Source organism: Burkholderiales bacterium (assembly GCA_013695435.1).
In the GTDB taxonomy this organism is placed as follows: domain Bacteria; phylum Pseudomonadota; class Gammaproteobacteria; order Burkholderiales; family JACMKV01; genus JACMKV01.
In genome coordinates, this window is sequence record JACDAM010000011.1 from 1 (window position 1) to 18,644 (window position 18,644).

At 59.4% G+C, this 18,644-nt stretch carries 16 protein-coding genes; 8 read left to right on the forward strand and 8 right to left on the reverse strand.

The features are described 5' to 3' along the window. Window positions 1-660: BON domain-containing protein (locus tag H0V78_00390; GenBank protein ID MBA2350285.1), on the reverse strand; the 660-nt coding region annotated here is incomplete at its 3' end. Between the two features lie 317 nt (window positions 661-977). Between H0V78_00390 and H0V78_00395 the strand changes: the two genes are divergently transcribed. Further along, a complete protein-coding gene (locus H0V78_00395; GenBank protein MBA2350286.1) occupies window positions 978-2,543 on the forward strand; it encodes a hypothetical protein in 1,566 nt (521 codons plus the stop codon). On the opposite strand, the gene H0V78_00400 is transcribed toward H0V78_00395, so the two are convergent. Beyond that, window positions 2,540-3,202, reverse strand: a complete 663-nt coding sequence (locus tag H0V78_00400) for an alpha/beta hydrolase fold domain-containing protein (GenBank protein ID MBA2350287.1) — start codon at window positions 3,200-3,202, stop codon at window positions 2,540-2,542. The two genes, H0V78_00395 and H0V78_00400, sit on opposite strands and share 4 nt — an antisense overlap. Then, a complete protein-coding gene (gene mog / locus H0V78_00405) occupies window positions 3,199-3,753 on the reverse strand; it encodes a molybdopterin adenylyltransferase (GenBank protein MBA2350288.1) in 555 nt (184 codons plus the stop codon). Before mog ends, H0V78_00400 begins: the two co-directional genes overlap by 4 nt. 126 nt (window positions 3,754-3,879) lie before the next feature. On the opposite strand from mog, the gene H0V78_00410 reads away from it, so the two are divergent. Continuing rightward, complete coding sequence (locus H0V78_00410) at window positions 3,880-5,925, forward strand: elongation factor G (GenBank protein MBA2350289.1); 2,046 nt, start codon at window positions 3,880-3,882, stop codon at window positions 5,923-5,925. Window positions 5,926-5,953: 28 nt separating this feature from the next. Here the strand turns inward: H0V78_00410 and H0V78_00415 are convergent, their stop codons facing one another. Beyond that, on the reverse strand, window positions 5,954-6,229 hold the full coding sequence (locus tag H0V78_00415) for an acylphosphatase (protein ID MBA2350290.1): 276 nt from the start codon (window positions 6,227-6,229) through the stop codon (window positions 5,954-5,956). Window positions 6,230-6,269: 40 nt separating this feature from the next. Continuing rightward, window positions 6,270-8,309 carry a methionine--tRNA ligase gene (gene metG, locus H0V78_00420; GenBank protein MBA2350291.1) on the reverse strand — a complete coding sequence of 680 codons (2,040 nt, stop codon included), beginning with the start codon at window positions 8,307-8,309 and terminating at the stop codon, window positions 6,270-6,272. A 138-nt stretch (window positions 8,310-8,447) separates the two neighbouring features. On the opposite strand from metG, the gene apbC reads away from it, so the two are divergent. The 3 genes from apbC (at window position 8,448) to H0V78_00435 (ending at window position 11,885) form a co-directional block, all read left to right on the forward strand. Continuing rightward, window positions 8,448-9,545 carry an iron-sulfur cluster carrier protein ApbC gene (apbC, locus tag H0V78_00425; GenBank protein MBA2350292.1) on the forward strand — a complete coding sequence of 366 codons (1,098 nt, stop codon included), beginning with the start codon at window positions 8,448-8,450 and terminating at the stop codon, window positions 9,543-9,545. A gap of 225 nt (window positions 9,546-9,770) precedes the next feature. Next, a complete protein-coding gene (locus H0V78_00430; protein ID MBA2350293.1) occupies window positions 9,771-10,343 on the forward strand; it encodes a dCTP deaminase in 573 nt (190 codons plus the stop codon). Window positions 10,344-10,712: 369 nt separating this feature from the next. Next, on the forward strand, window positions 10,713-11,885 hold the full coding sequence (locus tag H0V78_00435) for a type III PLP-dependent enzyme (protein ID MBA2350294.1): 1,173 nt from the start codon (window positions 10,713-10,715) through the stop codon (window positions 11,883-11,885). Window positions 11,886-12,057: 172 nt separating this feature from the next. On the opposite strand, the gene H0V78_00440 is transcribed toward H0V78_00435, so the two are convergent. From H0V78_00440 to H0V78_00450, 3 genes are all read right to left on the reverse strand, one after another. After that, entirely contained in the window at window positions 12,058-13,272 is a 1,215-nt protein-coding gene (locus H0V78_00440) for an STAS/SEC14 domain-containing protein (protein MBA2350295.1), read from the reverse strand. A gap of 16 nt (window positions 13,273-13,288) precedes the next feature. Next, complete coding sequence (locus H0V78_00445; GenBank protein MBA2350296.1) at window positions 13,289-14,128, reverse strand: DMT family transporter; 840 nt, start codon at window positions 14,126-14,128, stop codon at window positions 13,289-13,291. An 83-nt stretch (window positions 14,129-14,211) separates the two neighbouring features. After that, window positions 14,212-15,324, reverse strand: a complete 1,113-nt coding sequence (locus H0V78_00450) for an aromatic ring-hydroxylating dioxygenase subunit alpha (GenBank protein ID MBA2350297.1) — start codon at window positions 15,322-15,324, stop codon at window positions 14,212-14,214. Window positions 15,325-15,545: 221 nt separating this feature from the next. Between H0V78_00450 and H0V78_00455 the strand changes: the two genes are divergently transcribed. Genes H0V78_00455 through dxs form a run of 3 tightly spaced genes read left to right on the forward strand, consistent with a single transcriptional unit; the run spans window position 15,546 to window position 18,593 of the window. Beyond that, window positions 15,546-15,782 (forward strand): exodeoxyribonuclease VII small subunit, encoded by a 237-nt coding sequence (locus H0V78_00455; GenBank protein MBA2350298.1) that lies wholly within the window; start codon window positions 15,546-15,548, stop codon window positions 15,780-15,782. A gap of 40 nt (window positions 15,783-15,822) precedes the next feature. Further along, window positions 15,823-16,665 carry a polyprenyl synthetase family protein gene (locus tag H0V78_00460; GenBank protein MBA2350299.1) on the forward strand — a complete coding sequence of 281 codons (843 nt, stop codon included), beginning with the start codon at window positions 15,823-15,825 and terminating at the stop codon, window positions 16,663-16,665. 14 nt (window positions 16,666-16,679) lie between these two features. Further along, window positions 16,680-18,593 carry a 1-deoxy-D-xylulose-5-phosphate synthase gene (gene dxs / locus H0V78_00465; GenBank protein MBA2350300.1) on the forward strand — a complete coding sequence of 638 codons (1,914 nt, stop codon included), beginning with the start codon at window positions 16,680-16,682 and terminating at the stop codon, window positions 18,591-18,593. Window positions 18,594-18,644: the final 51 nt, after the last annotated feature.

Genomic DNA, 18,644 nt, shown 5'->3' on the forward strand with positions numbered 1-18,644 from the left:
GCGCACGAGGTTAAGTTCGCCACGCCCTGCGCCGCCCCTGCTTTGCTTCGATACATTTTTGACGCTGAGCTGGTTATTGACGGCGTTAACACCCTGCGTCTGCCCGGCGATTTTCATCACTTTATCCAATTGCGCCATGGTTTCGACTTGTCCGCTCAGGGTTACCACGCCGCGATTGGTGTCGACGTCTATCATCAAACCCTTGATTTCGGCGTCGGCGACCAGAGCGGTTTTTACCTTGCCGGTTATGATTCCGTCATCGACGGCTCGGCCGATACCGCGTTGCTCGTCGCCCTTCGCGCCGGCGTCGAAAGCGACAGAATCCCTGCCCACGGTCAGATTATTGCTCACTGATTCAACACCCTCCACCCCAGCCGCCAGCCGCTCCGCTTGATTGATTTGCGCCGCCTCGTCTACCGCCCCTTTCAGGGTAACGACGCCGTTTTTCGTATCGACATCGATCGGCAGCCCATCGACGCGCTTGTCCGTCAGCAGCGCGGTTTTAACCCGCGCTGTGATCATTGCATCGCTTGCGAATTCACGCGCATCCTGCTGCGACTCGGCGCGCGAGCCGGCATCGGCGCTTACCGAAGCGGACATGGGTACGAAAAAGCAGCTTGCCGCGATTGCGGCCGCTACCTGGAATCTTTTCGAGGACATTTCTCCCTCCTGGTTTGTGGACGCCGTTTGCAATTTTTGCGAGCAATCAATGTGCCACTATTTCATCCCGCTCTTGCTGCAAGGGTATGCGCCAAGCGCGTTGCGCCCGTCGGCTCGAGTGTTTCCGATGCGGCTTGAAATTCACGGAAAAAATTACATGCAGATGTAAGAATTACAGTGGCATAACTATTCGGGACGGGGAATCGTAGGACGCAAAGGCTGATATTCGTCGCGCCGGTACCAATGATAATAAGCCCCGCGAGTATTGCGCGCGACGAGCATCGAGTGCCATCATCGTTTCACAGGAGGATGCTGGTGTGCTTGACTGGATAAGAAGGCTGAGCGGCGCGGATGACACGGCGCCCATTGACCTTAAACAAACGAGGAAATTCATCGCGGAGCTGCCGGCGGGGAATTCCTTCAAATGTCTGGAGGAGCTCGGCTACGCGCTGGAGTCGTTGCGCAACTCGGACGAAGTGGAGCCGGCCACGAACTTTGAGATCATCGATCTGATCGATCATACCGCGAAGACGCATTACGCCAGGCTGAGTCAGGAATACCTCGCTTCGCGTTTGCACAAGTATCAGGAAAATCTGCTGTGGACCACCATCTTCCAGTTCTGCAAGCAACTGAGCAGCGCTTATCTCGATTGCATCGAAGCGTTTAACACAGTGGCGAAGCATAAAGCCGGGCTCGCAAGCCGTTTACCCGTGATTGCCACACGGACGACGGCCGCGCTGGCTATGCAGCTCAAGTGGGGCTTGCTGCGCTACGGCCCGGTCGACGAGCAGATATGGGCTGATCTCGGCAAGGTCTACGCATTTGCCGAAGCGCGCGCCATTCATCGAACCGAGAACGCGATGTATCCGGCGCTTTACGGGGCTTCGTCGGTCTGCCGCGAGTTTCTGAAAGCCCTGATGCTCGCCGTCTCATCCACGGACAAACTCCTGCCGATTCAACTCGAGATCGCAGAGCGCATCGTCAGCCATTTTTCCGGCTGGTTCACAATCGAGTTAAGTCCAAGCCCTGCCACACCCTATTACTTCGATCTGAACGGCAGTGCGCCGCCTGCACGTCGCTTGCAAGACGCCGATCTTGGCGGCAATCTGCGCTTTTTTGGCCCGGGAAAGAGTTCCCGGGAACTCGACAATTTAATTCATTCGATCAAGATCGGGCCAACGCCGGACGAGTTGAATCTTGGCCCGGCCTACACGCAGCGCGCCGTGATCGAGGTGCTTCGCCATTTCGCCCAGTTCTGGGCCGCGAAGCCGCCAGCGCGCAAAGCGGAACGACGCAATTCGATGAACCGGCTTGCCGTGCTGCATGGTTACGAGCAAATCTTCAGTACGCTGTGCAGGCGCGGTGAAGATAGCGCCGAACCAGACGGCGCCGAAAGCTGGATCGCGCAAAACATCAGTGCGGGAGGCTATGGCGCGGTCATCGAAAACGTCAAAGGCGACTGGCTCCGCGTAGGCGGCCTGGTTGGCATCAAAACCGAAGCGGAGCGCGAATGGAGCATCGGCATCATCCGCCGGCTGAGCCGCGATTCACAGCACCAGCGCCATGTCGGAATCGAGGTTTTGGCGCGCTCGGTGCAGCCCGCGCGACTATTCGAAATTCAGGCCGCTACCGAAAGCGCGCTGACCATCGATAGTCAGAACGACAGCAAAAAGGATCCTGAATTGCACTGCATGTTGCTGTCATTCGAGCCGGCCGACAGCGGCGAAGTCACCCTTCTGCTGCAGCCGGGCTGCTTCAATGCTGAACAAAGCTTCGAGCTGCGTGTGCGCGGACAAAGCTTTTTGCTCGCACCGGAAAAGCTGATTGAGGAAGGCGAGGAATACGATCTCGGCGAGTTCCGGCTCATCCAGCGATTGGCCTAGCCGCCTTTCAGCACACGGCCGAGCCAGGCGTCGATATCCGCGATTTCTTCGTTGTTTACAGAATGCGGCATCGGATATTCGTGCCATTCGACCGCATAGCAGTGCTCCTGCAAAATCCCGCAAGAGTCCGTCGCGATTGACAGCGGAATAACATTGTCATAAGTACCGTGCGCCATGAAGATGGGCAAGCCATGATTTTCGCGGTGTCGTTCAGTGGCCAGGGTTTGCCCGAGCGGCAGGTAGGTCGAAAGCGCCAGAATGCCGGCCAGGCGCTGCGTAGAACGCAGGCCGGCTTGCAGGGCGATCGCGCCGCCCTGTGAAAAGCCCGCCAATACGATCTTGCCTGGTGATATGCCGCGCTCGATTTCGTGTTCGATCAATTGATCGATCATGCCCTGTGATTTCCGTATACCGGCTTCGTCTTCGCGCCGCGCCATGTTCTGGTCGCTGATGTCATACCAGGCGCGCATCACGGAGCCGCCATTGATCGTCACTGGCTGCATCGGCGCGTGCGGAAAAACGAAACGGGTAGGGAGTGGCAAATGAAGCTGACGGGCGATCGGCGCGAAATCATTGCCATCGGCGCCTAGCCCATGCAGCCAGATCACGCTCGCCCGCGGATTTGGTCCGGTCTCGATTTCAATCGCGGCTGCATTCATTTCTTGTCCCGGAGCGCTGTTTTGGGGCGAAAAGCCTTGACGATTTCTTCATGTGTTTCGATGTACGGCCCACCGATCAGATCGATGCAATAAGGGACTGCGGCGAACACGCCGTCGAGCGTTTCCTTGATCGCCTTCGGCTGGCCCGGCAGGTTCAGTATCAGCGTTTTGCCGCGAACGGCGCCGACCTGACGCGACAGGATGGCAGTCGGAACGTATTTCAGGCTGACTGCGCGCATCTGCTCGCCGAAGCCGGGCAATTCGCGGTCAGCCACCGCCAATGTCGCTTCCGGCGTCACATCGCGCGGCGCCGGGCCGGTGCCTCCTGTCGTTAATACGAGGTGGCAACCGGCCTGATCGGCCAGCTCGCGAAGCGTCGCCTCGATGATCGCGCGTTCGTCCGGGATGATTCGCGTTACCGCGTTCCAGCGGCTCGCCAGCGCGAGCTGCAACCAGGCCGTCAGTGCCGGAATGCCTTGATCCTGGTAGACGCCTTGCGATGCGCGGTCGCTGATCGTCACTAGGCCGATGACTATCTCTTGTTCGTCCATAACCGTGGTGCGGGAAATCCGGCATCGTAACGCGGCGTGCCGGGCGCCGCAAAGCAACCGGAATTGCGGCTTGCCCAGTCACCCGCCGCTACCTATACTGAAACCGGACATTCGCGAGGAGCGGCTATGGCATCACATGCAACTGAAGCGATACGCACGCTCGCGCTGGTCGGTCACGGCGGCAGCGGCAAAACGAGCCTGGCTGAGGCGCTGCTTTTCAAAGCCGGCGCGATCAACGCGCTGGGCAGCCTCGAGCGCGGCACGACGGTATGCGACTACGATCCGCTCGAACGCGCGCATCAGCATTCGCTGAACGCCGCAATCGTCAATTTCAATCATGCCGGGGCTCATGTCCACCTGATCGACACACCAGGCTATCCGGATTTCATGGGGCAGGCGATCAGTGCGCTGCCGGCAGTCGAAACCGCGGCGGTTGTCATCAATGCGTCGAACGGCATCGAAATGATCACCAGCCGCATGATGCGGTGGGCGGCGAAACGCCGCTTGTGCAGGATTATAGTCGTCAACAAGATAGACGCCGAAAACGTCGATCTTCCAGGTTTGCTCGAAAAAATTCAGGCGGCGTTCGGCAGGGAATGTTTGCCGATCAATTTGCCGGCCGATACAGGCAGGCGCGTGGTCGACTGTTTTTTCAATCCGGCTGGCGACTCGGATTTTTCCTCGGTTGCAGCCTCGCACAGCGCGCTTGTCGATCAGGTCGTCGAGGTCGACGAAGACCTGATGGCGCTGTATCTCGAACAGGGCGAGATCTCGCCCGAGCAGTTGCACGCGCCATTCGAGGCGGCGCTGCGCGAAGGCCATCTGATTCCCGTTTGCTTCGTTTCAACCCGCAACGGCGCCGGCGTTGGCGAGCTGCTCGATGTGATCGTCAAGCTGCTGCCGAATCCGGCCGAGGGCAATCCGCAATTGTTTCTGAAAGGCGAAGGCACTGACGCGGAAGAAATGTACGCGCAGCCCGATCCGGCTAAACACGTGCTTGCGCATGTGTTCAAGGTCATCATCGATCCCTTCGTGGGCAAGCTCGGTGTGTTTCGCGTGCACCAGGGCACGATCACGCGCGATACTCAACTGTTCATCGGCGATGGCCGCAAACCGTTCAAGGTCGGACATCTTTTCATGCTGCGCGGCAAGGATTATGTCGAAACCGATGTCTGTGTTCCCGGCGATATCGGCGCGATCGCCAAGATCGACGAAATCGAGTTCGACAGCGTGCTGCACGATTCGCACGACGAAGACCACATCCATCTGCGGCCGCTCGATTTCCCCAAGCCCATGCATGGCCTCGCCGTGGAACCGAAACGCCGCGGCGACGAGCAGCGTATATTCGATGTTCTGCACAAGCTGGAAGCCGAAGACCCATGCTTTCGTGTCGAACGCAGCGCCGCCACGCACGAGACCGTGATCCGCGGGCTCGGCGATCTGCACCTGCGCTGTGTGCTCGAAAAAATGGCGCAGCAATATCATGTCGAAGTCGATACGCGTCCACCGCGCATCCCATACCGCGAAACCGTGACGGCGAATACCGAGGGCCACCACCGCCACAAGAAGCAAACCGGCGGGGCAGGGCAGTTTGGCGAAGTTTTTTTGCGCATAGAGCCGCTTGCGCGCGGCGAGGGATTCAGCTTTGTCAACAGCGTGTATGGCGGCGCGATTCCCTCGCAATTCATTCCCGCGGTCGAAAAAGGCGTGCGTCAGGTTCTGGAAGCGGGGCCGGTGGCGGGATATCCGGTGCAGGATGTCAAAGTGACCGTCTACGACGGCAAGCATCATCCGGTCGATTCGAAAGAAGTCGCGTTCGTGGCGGCCGGCAAGAAAGCTTTCCTCGATGCCATGTTGAGGGCGCGGCCTATCGTGCTCGAGCCCATCGTCAACATCGAAGTCATCGCCCCCGATGCCAGCATCGGCGAGATTACCGGCGATTTATCCGCTAAGCGAGGCGTGATTAACGGCACGCAGCCGTTGCGCGGCAACAGCGTCGCGATTACCGCCCAGGTTCCGCTTAGCGAGCTGAGTAATTACCAGTCACGGATCAAAGCCGTGACTGCCGGACAGGGATCGTATTCGCTCGAGCTGAGCCATTACGAGCCGGTGCCGCCGGCCGTGCAGCAACAACTTGCCTCGCAATACAAGGGACTGCGCGAGGAGGATTGAGTCTGAAGCGGCTCTCCGGCGCTGCGCTTCAAATCGAAGGATGCACGTCGAAGCGGCTGTAATAACCGCTGCCTTCGTCAAGCTGCACCGATTCCACCAGCGCGCGATCCGGGCCGGTTCTGGCCCACGCCACTATTTCGCCGAGCGCTTCGCCCGTGCCTTGCACCATCGCTTCGACACTGCCGTCGCGGCGGTTGCGCACCCAGCCTGTGACTTTCAATTCGCGCGCTTTCATCGCCATAGACTCGCGAAAATAAACGCCTTGCACGCGGCCGCGAATGATCAGGCGGCTTACGTTGGCCATGCTTGCGCTCTTTCCTTCCCCTCGGGTCGGAAGGAGAAAATCATTTGACCCGCATGCCGGGTCCGGCGCCGTCATCGGGGCTCAGCAGGTAGATTCCTTCGCCATTTCCGGCTGCCAGCACCATGCCCTCGGATACCCCGAACTTCATCTTGCGCGGCGCGAGATTCGCGACCAGCACCGTCAACCGGCCGACCAGTTGTTCGGGACGATAAGCCGTTTTGATGCCGGCGAAAACGGTACGCTCTTCGGCGCCCAGGTCCAGCGTGAGTTTCAGCAGCTTGTCGGCTTGCTCGATGTGCTCGGCCTTGACGATGCGCGCGATGCGCAAATCGATTTTGGTAAAATCGTCGATGCCTATGGTGGTCGAGTCTACCGCCGGAATCGTTCGAGCGACGGAGGCGGGCGCGACGGAGGTCGATGCCACCTGCATATTTTCCCGGTTCGCATCGAGCAGGGCGGCGATCTGCTTTTGATCGACGCGCGTCATCAGGTGTTGGTAGGGCTTGGTCCGATGCCCGGCGGGAAGATGCTTCCAAGCGTCGTCCCAGCGCAAAATGTCGAGATTCAACAACTGGCAGGCGCGCAACGCGGTTTGCGGCAACACGGGCGCAAGGTACAAGGTCAGATCGCGAAACAGGGCAAGCGCAGTGGAACAGACGGCATGCAGCGATCCTTCTTTGGCGGTTTCTTTGGCAAGCTCCCAGGGTTTGTTTGCGTCGACATACTGGTTTGCCAGATCGGCGAGATGCATGATTTTTCGCAGCGCCTTGCCGAACTCGCGTTTCGCGTAATATCCCGCGACTTCTTCCGGAGCGGCGGCGAACGCATTTTCAATATCGGCGGGAAACTCGGGCGCCGCCAACACGCCGTCGAAGCGCTTCGTCAAAAATCCAGCGCAGCGGCTCGCAATGTTGACGTATTTGCCGACCAGATCGCTGTTCACGCGCGCGACGAAATCATCGAAGTTGAGATCGATGTCTTCCATCGAGCCATTCAGTTTGGCGGCATAGTAATAGCGCAGCCATTCCGGGTTCAGTCCCTGTTTCAGATAGCTTTCCGCGGTGATGAAAGTGCCGCGCGACTTCGACATCTTTTCGCCGTTTACCGTCAGAAAGCCGTGCGCGAAAATCTGCGTCGGCTTGCGGTAGCCCGAGAATTCGAGCATTGCCGGCCAGAACAACGCGTGGAAATACAGGATGTCCTTGCCGATGAAGTGATACAGCTCGGTGCGCGCATCCGCGCGCCAGAATTCGTCGAAGTCCAGATGCAGTCGATCGCATAAATTCCTGAAACTGCCCATGTAGCCGACCGGCGCGTCGACCCAGACGTAGAAAAATTTGCCGGGGGCGCCGGGGATCTCGAAGCCGAAATACGGCGCATCGCGTGAAATGTCCCAGTCGGACAAGCCGGAGGTCAGCCATTCGTCGAGCTTGTTGGCGGCTTCCGGCTGCAAGGTGCCCGCGCGCGTCCACGCCTGCAGAAATTCCCTGCAGCGCGGATCGCTGAGCCTGAAGAAATAATGTTCCGATTCTTTTTTGACTGGTACCGCGCCCGACACCGCGGAATACGGGTTGATCAGATCGGATGGCGTGTACGCCGAGCCGCAGACTTCGCACGAATCGCCGTATTGATCCCGCGCGCCGCACTTCGGGCATTCACCTTTAACAAACCGGTCGGGCAAAAACATGTTCTTCACCGGATCGTAAAGTTGTTCGATTTCGCGCTGGTCGATCAGCCCGTTTCGCTGCAACTCGAGATATATGCTTTCGGAATAGCGGCGGGTTTCGCCCGAGTGGGTAGAGCCGTAGTTGTCGAAAGCGACATGAAAGCCCTGAAAATCGCGCAGATGCTCGCCGTGCACGCGCGCGATCAACTGCTCGGGCGCGATCCCTTCGGCTTCCGCGCGGAGCATGACCGGCGTGCCGTGCGTATCGTCCGCGCATGCGTAATAGCATTCGTGGCCTTGCATTTTCTGGAAGCGGACCCAGATATCGGTCTGAATATATTCGACCAGATGCCCGAGATGGATGCTGCCATTGGCATACGGCAGGGCGGAGGTGACGAGAATTTTGCGCGACATGGGCGGCAGCGGAATAAACTGAAATTGTAGCAAAGCGTGGCGGCGCGGGTATCGGGCAGCGGCGGGTATCGGCGCAGGTATCGGTGTTCGGCCGGCAATTGTTCTAGAATGCGTATCCCAACGATGATTGGAAGCATCATGAATGTTTCGACTGTTTCAGATTCCCAGATTAAAAGCGCGCTGCAGGAAATCAGCGATCCGAATACCGGGCGCGACCTGATGGCGGGGAAAATCGCGCGCAATATCAAAATCGAAGGCGATGACATCGCGCTCGACCTCGTTTTCGGCTACCCGGCGAAAAACGTGATGGACGGCCTGCGCAAACAGGTCATCAGCCGGCTTAAAAAAATCCCGGGCGCCGGCAACGTCAGCGTCAATGCCGGCGTCAAGATTGTTTCGCACAGCGTGCAGCGCGGCGTCAAGCTGATACCGAACGTCAAGAACATCATCGCGGTGGCGTCGGGCAAGGGCGGCGTCGGCAAGTCGACTACGGCAGTCAATCTGGCGCTGGCGCTGGCGGCCGAAGGCGCTTCAGTCGGCGTGCTCGACGCCGATATTTACGGGCCTTCGCAACCGACCATGCTTGGCATTCAGGGCCGTCCCGAGTCGCATGACGGAAAAACTCTGGAGCCGATGGAAGGCCATGGCATACAGGCGATGTCGATCGGTTTTCTGATCGACATCGAAACGCCGATGGTCTGGCGCGGGCCGATGGTCACCCAGGCGCTCGAACAATTGCTGACCGAAACACGCTGGCGCGAAATCGATTATCTGGTCATCGACCTGCCCCCCGGCACCGGCGATATCCAGCTGACGCTCGCGCAAAAAGTGCCGGTCACGGGTGCGGTCATCGTCACCACGCCGCAGGACATAGCACTCCTCGATGCGCGCAAAGGGCTCAAGATGTTCGAGAAGGTCAGTATCCCGATCCTCGGCATCGTCGAAAACATGAGCACCCACATTTGCTCGAACTGCGGCCACGAGGAGCATATTTTCGGTGCCGGCGGCGCGCAACACATGGCGACGGATTACAAGGTCGATTTGCTGGGTTCGCTGCCGCTCGATATCGTCATCCGCGAAAACGGGGATTCGGGGATGCCGACGGTCGTCGCCGATCCCGATGGAAAGATCAGTCACATCTATCGCGCCATCGCGCGCAGGATCGCCCTGAAAATCGCCGATCAGGCGCAGGACAGAACCGCGCTGTTCCCGAAGATCGTCATTCAGAATACGTAAGAAACCCTGTTATCAACTTGTCAATCCCGTTCCCGCTGTCATTCCCGCGCACGCGGGAATCCAGAGTTGTGTAACTCCGGATGATCAAAACCCCTGGATTTCCGCTGCAGCCTGCCCTCGAATGATTTAATCGGGGGCGGGAATGACGGCGAGGGGTTTGTCCGCTACCGTTGGTGCCAACAACAGCTTCCGTACAACGTTTCTGAGCTTCCCAAAAGGGTATTTATGAGCGTCAAATCCGATAAATGGATACGCCGCATGGTTCAGGAATGCGGCATGATCGAACCGTTCGAGCCGGATCAGATCAAGGAAGTCGGCGGTCGGCGGGTGGTTTCTTACGGCACATCGAGCTACGGTTACGATATTCGCTGCTCGGAAGAATTCAAGTTGTTCACCAATTTGAACAGCACGATCGTCGACCCAAAAAAATTCGATCCGCAATCGTTCGTCGATGTGCATGGCGAATTCTGCATTATCCCGCCGAATTCTTTCGCGCTGGCCCGCACCGTCGAGTATTTCCGGATTCCGCGCAATGTGCTGACCATCTGCCTCGGCAAATCGACCTACGCGCGTTGCGGCATCATCGTCAACGTGACGCCGCTCGAACCGGAATGGGAGGGATACGTCACGCTGGAATTTTCCAACACGACGCCGCTGCCCGCCAAGATTTACGCAAACGAGGGCGTCGCCCAGGTGATCTTCATCGAATGCCAGCCCGATGATGTTTGCGAGACGTCTTATCGCGACCGCGGCGGCAAGTATCAGGGGCAGAAAGGCGTGACGTTGCCAAAAATCTAGGCCTCGTTTCCGTCCCGCCGTCGTTCCGGTGCGGGTAAACTCCGTGCCTCGAAAAACAGCCTTTCCTTGGATCGCCTGAACAACTCCTTTTGTTTTTTCGCTCGCCCGTCACGATTGGTTCCGATGCGCCGCGAACTCATTCGCGCACGTCTGTCTAATCGCGTTTCAGCTTTTCTTTCAATCGTTTTTCCAGCGGCAAATATCGCTTGATTCCGGGGGCGTGCAGCCTATAATTCGCTCCTCGGACGTCCTCCGGCGTCCGAGCCAACAGGAGGCATCATGGCCAGTAGAAAGATCTATGAGATGTTCAGCACCGATTTGGTTAACGTCCACATTCCCGTTACGTAGTGCCTTTTTCAGGAGGCTGAGATGCAGATGCGCAATGCTGTTTACAAAGAAATCGAAACCGAAGAGCTGTTCGACACCCACCCCGAAATCAGCCTGGACTTCAGTCACGTCCGGCGCGCCGTCGAAGCAGGCTATAGCAGACCGTTCCTGCTGGTCGACACCGAAATCGTCCGTAGCAAGACCCGCCGCTTCAAGGATGCGATGCCGCGCGTTCACCCGCATTACGCGGTCAAGGCGAATCCGCACCCGCAAGTCCTGCGCGCGCTGATCGAAGAAGGCGCCGGTTTTGAAATCGCGTCGATCGCCGAACTCGATCTGCTGCTCGGTCTCGGCGTTCCGGCCGCTGAAATCTATTACAGCAATCCGATGAAGTCGCGCGAATACGTCGAGTACGCCGCGCGTCACGGCGTCGAATGGTACGTGCTGGACAGTGTCGAAGAATTGCGCAAGATTCACAGCGTCAAGCCCGACGCCAAACTTTATCTGCGCATTGATACGCCGAACATCGGCAGCGATTGGCCGCTGTCGGGCAAATTCGGCGCGCATCCCGAAGAAGTCACCGACATTATCGCGACGGCCGCCGCCCTCGGCGCCGATCTGGCGGGCGTGACGTTCCACGTCGGGTCGCAATGCCGTAATCCGGACAACTGGCGCGTCGGTATCGAAAGCGCCAAACGAGTGTTTGCGCAAATGCGCCTCGCCGGCCTCAAGCCGCGCCTGTTGAACATCGGCGGTGGCTACCCGGTGCGCCACGTCAAGCCGATTCCGTCGATCGAGGCGATTGCCGATGTCGTGAACGAGGCGATCCGCGATCTACCGCCGGAAATGCGCGTCATGGCCGAGCCGGGCCGTTATCTGGTATCGGATGCCGCTTATTTCGTATGCCGCGTCGTCGGCACCGCGACGCGCGCCGGCAAGCGCTGGATGTACTGGGATGCCGGTGTGTTCGGCGGCATCATCGAAACCCAGGAAGGCCTGATTTATGAAATCCGCACCGACCGCAACGGCCGCGAGATTCCGTGGGTGGTGGCAGGGCCGACTTGTGATTCGATGGACGTGCTGATGCGCGATCAGATGCTGCCGGAAGATGTGCAGGAAAACGATTTCATCTATATCCCGAACGCAGGCGCCTACACAAGTTCGTACGCGAGCAACTTCAATGGCTTCCCGTTACCGGAAGTCCGCGTGTTTTGAGTTGGCGACCGTCGTAAAAAGCCGGCTGGTTTTGTCCAGCCGGCTCCTTTATTTGTTTACCGCGATCGTCATTTCTGCGGAAGCGGGAATCTCGCATTCGATAAGCAGATTCCAGCTTCGCTGGAAATAACATCCTTGGCCGAAAAACCTTGAAGGCGCCGCTCGATTACGCTTATCCGGTGGCTATCGGCCGCCGCGTATCCGAGCACCACTCGCTCCACGAGCCTGGATAAAGCCGTGAGCCGCTCAAGCCGGCGATTTCCATGGCGAGCAGGTTATGGCAGGCGGTCACACCCGAGCCGCACTGGTGCACGATCTGGCCCGGCGAGCCCGAACCGAGCATCTCCTGGAATTCCCGCCTGAGGACGTCCGCCGGCTTGAAGCGTCCCTGCTGGTCCAGATTGTTCTTGTAGGAGCGATTGAGAGCGCCGGGGATATGGCCGCCGATCGGATCCAGGGTTTCGTTCTCGCCGGCGAAGCGATCCGCCGCGCGCGCATCGAGCAGGCGCATGGACGCTTGCTGCAGATGGCTATGGACGAAATTGACGTCGACGGCGCCGCTTGCGGCCGATGCGTAAAACTCGCGCGGCGTCAGTTCCGGTGGTTCGGTCGTGGCCGGATATCCGGCCATCGCCCAAGCTTGCCAGCCGCCGTCGAGCACGGCGACCTTGTCGTGGCCGAGCCAGCGCAGCAGCCACCACAAACGCGCGGCGAATATTCCGCCCGACGCGTCGTATGCAACAACCTGCGAGTCGTTCGCCACGCCCTGACTGCCGAGCCACGCCGCCATATCCTTCGGATGAGGAAGCGGATGACGCCCATTCCTGCCGTTTTTCACACCCGCCAGATTCCGGTCGAGGTGAGCAAAACGCGCCCCCGGAATATGGCTTTCGCCATAGCTGCTTTCGCCGGCATCGAAATCGGCCAGATCGTGACGACAATCGAAAATAATCCAGTTGGGATCGGAAAGATGCGTGATGAGTTGTGACGCGGCGATCAGCGTCGAATAAGAACTTTCCACGGTTTGCATCGTCTCGACGGCTTGCCCGGTCAGCCATTCCAGTGCCTGCGCGTCTTCGTCGAACACGCGCAAATCGGCGTGAATGAACAGGCGCGACAGCCATGCCGTCCAGATCATCCATTGCTCGTCGGTAACGATCGCGATCTTGCCGAAATCGTCGGCATGGCTGCGGCTGAAACGGATCTCCTCCCAGGCGACGTCGAGCGTGTAGCCGAGCATATCGCGCAAATCCATCAGCACGTCGACCTTGCCTGCTTCCGGCAACACCGCAAGCATTTCGCGTTCGAACTCGCGGTAATCGTCAAGCGTGAATTCGCCCATGACGGCGACCGAAACCAGTTTGTCTTTGCGTGAAATTGCAATCATAGAAAATTCGTCGAAATCAATCGGTGGCAGCCGGCGCGCGTGGTGCTATCTTTACCGCGACGATGCCGCTCAGAACAATCAGTATAGCGCCGGCCAGACCGAGCGGCGGCAGCATCTCTTGCCAAAGCACGATGCCAAATACTGTCGCGAACAGGACCGTGCTGTAGGCGAGCGCGCCGACAACCAGCGTGTTGCCGGTCCGGTAAGCGCGCGTCATTGCGAGTTGCGCGATAGTCGCGCTGCTGCCAAGACCGAGCAGCAGCAACAGGTCGCCCTGATCGACCGCGTGAAATTCATGGACGAGCATCCAGATGCCGGCGCCGACCGTCGAGATCAGCGTGAAATAGAAAACGATGCGCCATTCCGGTTCGCCCAGTTCACCCAGCTGACGGACGTTAAGATAAGCGATGCCGGCGAGAAAGCCCGAGGCAAGACCGACCAACCCGCCGGTCAGCAGTTCGCGATCGATTGCCGGGCGCAATAGCAGGCCGACGCCCACAAAGCCGACGATGACGGCAACAATCAGCGGCCACTGTGGGCGCTCGCGCATGATGACAATCGTAAACAGCGCAAGGAAAAGTGGCGAGGTGTAGTTCAGCGTCACGGCGCTCGCGAGCGGCAGCAGGCTGATCGCGTAAAAGTACAACATCAACGAAAAGAACCCGGACAAGCCGCGCAGCACGTGCATTTTCCGGTGGGGCGTCGCGGCCGGCAGACCACGCGCCCGCATCAGGCCGACCATCAGTATCAGGCTGATGAACGAGCGGTAGAACACGAGTTCGGCGCTGGAAAAATGCGCCGAGCCGAGCTTGACGAACACGCCCATGACAGCGAACAGCAGCCCGGCGACCAGCATCCACAATGCGCCCATCGACAGATGAAGGGAGGTGAAAAAAGGGCGAGCGCTTCGACCCGCCTTCAAATAGCGGCGGAAACCGGTTAAACGGAGTCGAGGTGCTGTCCGAGCTCGCGTTGCAGGAATTCGTGAAAATGCTGTAAGCCATCTTCCATCGGCGACTGGTACGGCCCGGCTTCCGAGCGGCCCTGCTCATACAGCGCGCGCCTGCCCTCGGTCATGAGCTGGCAGATTTCGTCGTCCTCGCGCGCGGTTTCGTCATAAGCGACGCGTTCGGCTTCGACATAATCGCGCTCGAATAGCGCGATCTCTTCCGGGAAATAGAATTCGACGATATTCGTACAAGCTTCCGCGCCACGAGGTATCAGCGTGCTGATGACCAGCACGTGCGGATACCATTCGATCATGACGTTCGGATAATAGATCATCCAGACGGCCCCGTACTTCGGCATTGCGCCGTCGCCGTAGCGCAGCACCTGCTCATGCCATTTGCCGTAATTCTGCGTGCCCGGCCTGGCCAGATTCTGCTTGATGCCCACCGTCTGCACGCTGAAACGGTCGCCGAACTGCCAGTTGAGTTCATCGCAATCGACAAAGCCGCCGAGCCCCGGGTGATAGGGGATGACGTGATAATCCTCGAGATAAACTTCGACGAAGGTTTTCCAGTTGAACGGGTATTCGTCGATCTCGACGCGATCGAAGCGATAGCCGTTGAAATCGATTTCGCCCATCACCCCGACTTGGGCGAGATCGCGCGCAACGTCGCGCTCGCCTTCGAACAGCAGTCCGTTCCAGCGCGCGAGCCTGGTCTTGCCCAGATCGAGGCACGGGTTGGCCGGAAAATGCGGTGCACCGAGCAGTTTGCCCTCGATATCGTAAGTCCAGCGGTGCAGCGGGCAGACGATGTTTCCGGCATTGCCGTGCCCCTTGCGCAAGATCGACTGGCGGTGGCGGCAGACGTTGCTCATCAATTCGATGCCGTTGTCATTACGGACCAGCGCTTTCGCGTGCCCCATCCATTCCAGCGTGTGATAGTCGCCGATCTCCGGCGTCATCAGCTCATGGCCGACATAGCGCGGCCCGCGCGCAAACAGCAGGCGCGCCTCGGCCGCGGCCACGGTCCGGTCGAAATACCATGCGACCGGTGTGTGGGTCTTCGCCGCAGCCAGCGCCGCGCATTCGACAAAATGGGTCATCAGACCTCCAGTCAAAAACGGAAATCAGGCTTGACAGGACTCGCTCGGGGTTGAATCAGACCGGGTATTTTTTCGGAAATTCCCGCACTGCGCAACAAGAACTTCGATCAAGCCGCGCATGCAGCCGCGTCAGAATTCGCGGGCGTTCGCCGTTGACCGCAAAGCGGCGATTGCGCTATGGTACGCCTTCCTGAAAGCGGCCTTTTCCTCCATTGGCCCGAATGAGCAAACCCCCAGACAAAACCCAGACCTTCGAGACGGCGCTGGCCGAACTCGAAGCGATAGTCGCGAGCATGGAGGCCGGGCAATTGCCGCTCGAGCAATCGTTCGCTGCCTATAAACGCGGCGCCGAGCTTTTGCAGTATTGTCAGGGCGCGTTGCAGCAAGTGCAGCAGCAAGTGAAGGTGCTGGAGGCCGACACCCTCAAAGACTTGTCGGGTGTCCATCATCCACAATGATTTTCAGCGGTGGACGGCGGACAAGCAGCAACGCATCGAAATGCTGCTCGATTCGCTGCTGCCGCCCGTCGAAATCGCACCGCAGCGCCTGCACCGGGCGATGCGCTATGCTGTGCTTGGCGGTGGCAAGCGCATCCGGCCGCTGCTCGCTTTCGCCGCCGGTGAGCTTGCAGAGGCCGACGTGGAACGCGTCGCAATTGCCGCGGCGGCGACCGAGCTCATCCATGCCTATTCGCTGGTGCACGACGATTTGCCGTGCATGGACGATGATGTTTTGCGTCGAGGCAAGCCAAGCTGTCACGTAGAATACGACGAGGCGACGGCGCTATTGTGCGGCGACGCGTTGCAAAGCCTGGCCTTCCAGTTGATCGCCGACTACCGGCTCGCGGATGAGCCTGCCGCGCAACTCGAAATGGTCAAGCTGATGGCAGTCGCAACCGGATCGCGCGGCATGGCCGGCGGCCAGGCAATCGATCTCGACAGCGTGGGCAAAAACCTGTCGCTACCCGAAGTCGAGGCGATGCACATTCACAAAACCGGCGCGCTGATTCGTGTCGCCACCTTGTTCGGCGCGCGTTGCGGCAACAGCCTTGACGATGACGGGTTCGCCCGGCTCGATCGCTATGCGCAGTGCATGGGCCTCGCATTCCAGGTCGTCGATGATCTGCTCGATGCCGAATCGACGACCGCAACCCTGGGCAAGACCGCCGGCAAGGATGCCGACAACAACAAGCCGACCTACGTCAGCTTGCTCGGGCTTTCGGCCACGCGCGATTTGGCCGAGAGCTTACGCTGCAACGCGTTCGAAGCCGTGCGCGGCTTTGGCGCAGAAGCCGTAAGGTTGCGCGAAATCGCCGACTATATTGTGCTACGTAAATTTTGATGCCGAGTGCCAGCGTGTACGACCTTCTGGAAACAATCGACAGCCCAGCGCAGTTGCGAGTTCTGAGCCGCGACAAGCTGCAGCAGCTCGCGGTCGAGTTGCGCGCTTTCCTCGTCGAATCGGTCAGCCGGACCGGTGGACATTTATCGTCGAACCTCGGCACCGTCGAGCTGACGATCGCGCTGCACTACGTGTTCGACACACCGCACGATCGCCTGATCTGGGATGTCGGCCATCAGACCTACGCGCACAAAATACTGACCGGCCGGCGCGGCGGGATGGATCGCTTGCGCATGCACGGCGGCCTGGCCGGTTTTCCGCGCCGCAGTGAAAGCGAATTCGATACGTTCGGCACCGCGCATTCGAGTACGTCGATCAGCGCCGCGCTCGGCATGGCGGTCGCTGCCGAGCAGAAAAACATCGATCGTCACGTGGTCGCCATCATCGGCGACGGCGCGATGACGGCGGGCATGGCGTTCGAAGCGCTCAACAACGCCGGCGCAATGGACACCAACCTGCTCGTCGTGCTCAATGACAACGACATGTCGATTTCGCACAACGTCGGCGCGCTGAACAATTATCTGGCGCGCCTGATGTCGGGTCGTTTTTACGCAGCGGCGCGCAAGGCCAGCGGCCGGCTGCTGAAAAGCGTGCCACCGATGCGTGAACTCGCGCGGCGCGCCGAAGAGCACATGAAAGGCATGGTCACGCCGGGAACGCTCTTCGAGGAATTCGGCTTCAACTATATCGGCCCGATCGACGGCCACGATCTCGACGTGCTGGTCGATACGCTGAACAACCTGAAAAATCTCGAAGGCCCGCAGTTGCTGCACATCGCGACGCAAAAAGGCAAGGGTTACTATCTGGCCGAGGACGACCCGATTCTGTATCACGGCCCGCCGAAGTTCGATCCGGAAGTCGGCATCGTGGCCAAAGGCGGCGCCAAGCCGACCTACACCCAGGTATTCGGCGACTGGCTTTGCGACATGGCCGAACAGGACGAACGCCTGATCGGCATCACGCCGGCGATGCGCGAAGGCTCCGGCCTGGTCAAATTTTCACAGCGTTTTCCCAAGCGCTACTTTGATGTCGGCATCGCGGAACAGCATGCTCTGACATTTGCCGCCGGGCTTGCCTGCGAAGGGCTGAAACCGGTTGTCGCGATTTACTCGACTTTTTTGCAGCGCGCCTACGACCAATTGATCCACGACATCGTGCTGCAGAATCTGCCCGTTGTGTTTGCCATCGATCGCGCCGGACTGGTCGGCGCCGACGGTCCCACGCACGCGGGCAGTTTCGATATCAGTTATTTGCGCTGCCTGCCGAATATGGTCGTGATGACCCCGGCCGACGAAAACGAATGCCGGCAAATGCTGTATACCGCGTTCCAGATCGATGGGCCCACGGCAGTCCGTTATCCGCGCGGCAGCGGTCCTGGCGCCGTCATCGAAAAAACCATGCGCTCGTTGCCGCTCGGTCGCGGCGAAATCCGCCGCCGCGGCACGCGCATCGCATTGCTTGCTTTCGGCAGCATGCTGACGCCTTGCCTGCAGGCGGCCGTAGAGCTGAATGCGACGGTTGCCAACATGCGTTTCGTCAAGCCGCTCGACGAAGCGCTGATCGCCGAGCTTGCGGCGAGCCACGAATTGATAGTGACTGTCGAAGAGAATACCGTGCTCGGCGGCGCCGGCAGCGCCGTGCTCGAATATCTGCATTCCCGCGCCGTTGGCGAAGCGAGCCCGATGCCGCCGCTGCTGCAGCTCGGATTGCCCGACCGGTTCATCGATCATGGCGATCCCGGAATTTTACTGGCCGGATGCGGTCTGGACCAAAAGGGCATCCTGGCCGCCGTCCAGAAAAGGCTGGCCGAGGAGCAAAAGCGGGCCGAGGGGCAGAATCCGCCCCGCAAGCGGCGGCTCGCCGAGTAGCATAGACCCTGGCTTTGCGCTCTATAATTCGACTTCGAACCCTTGCGGGGC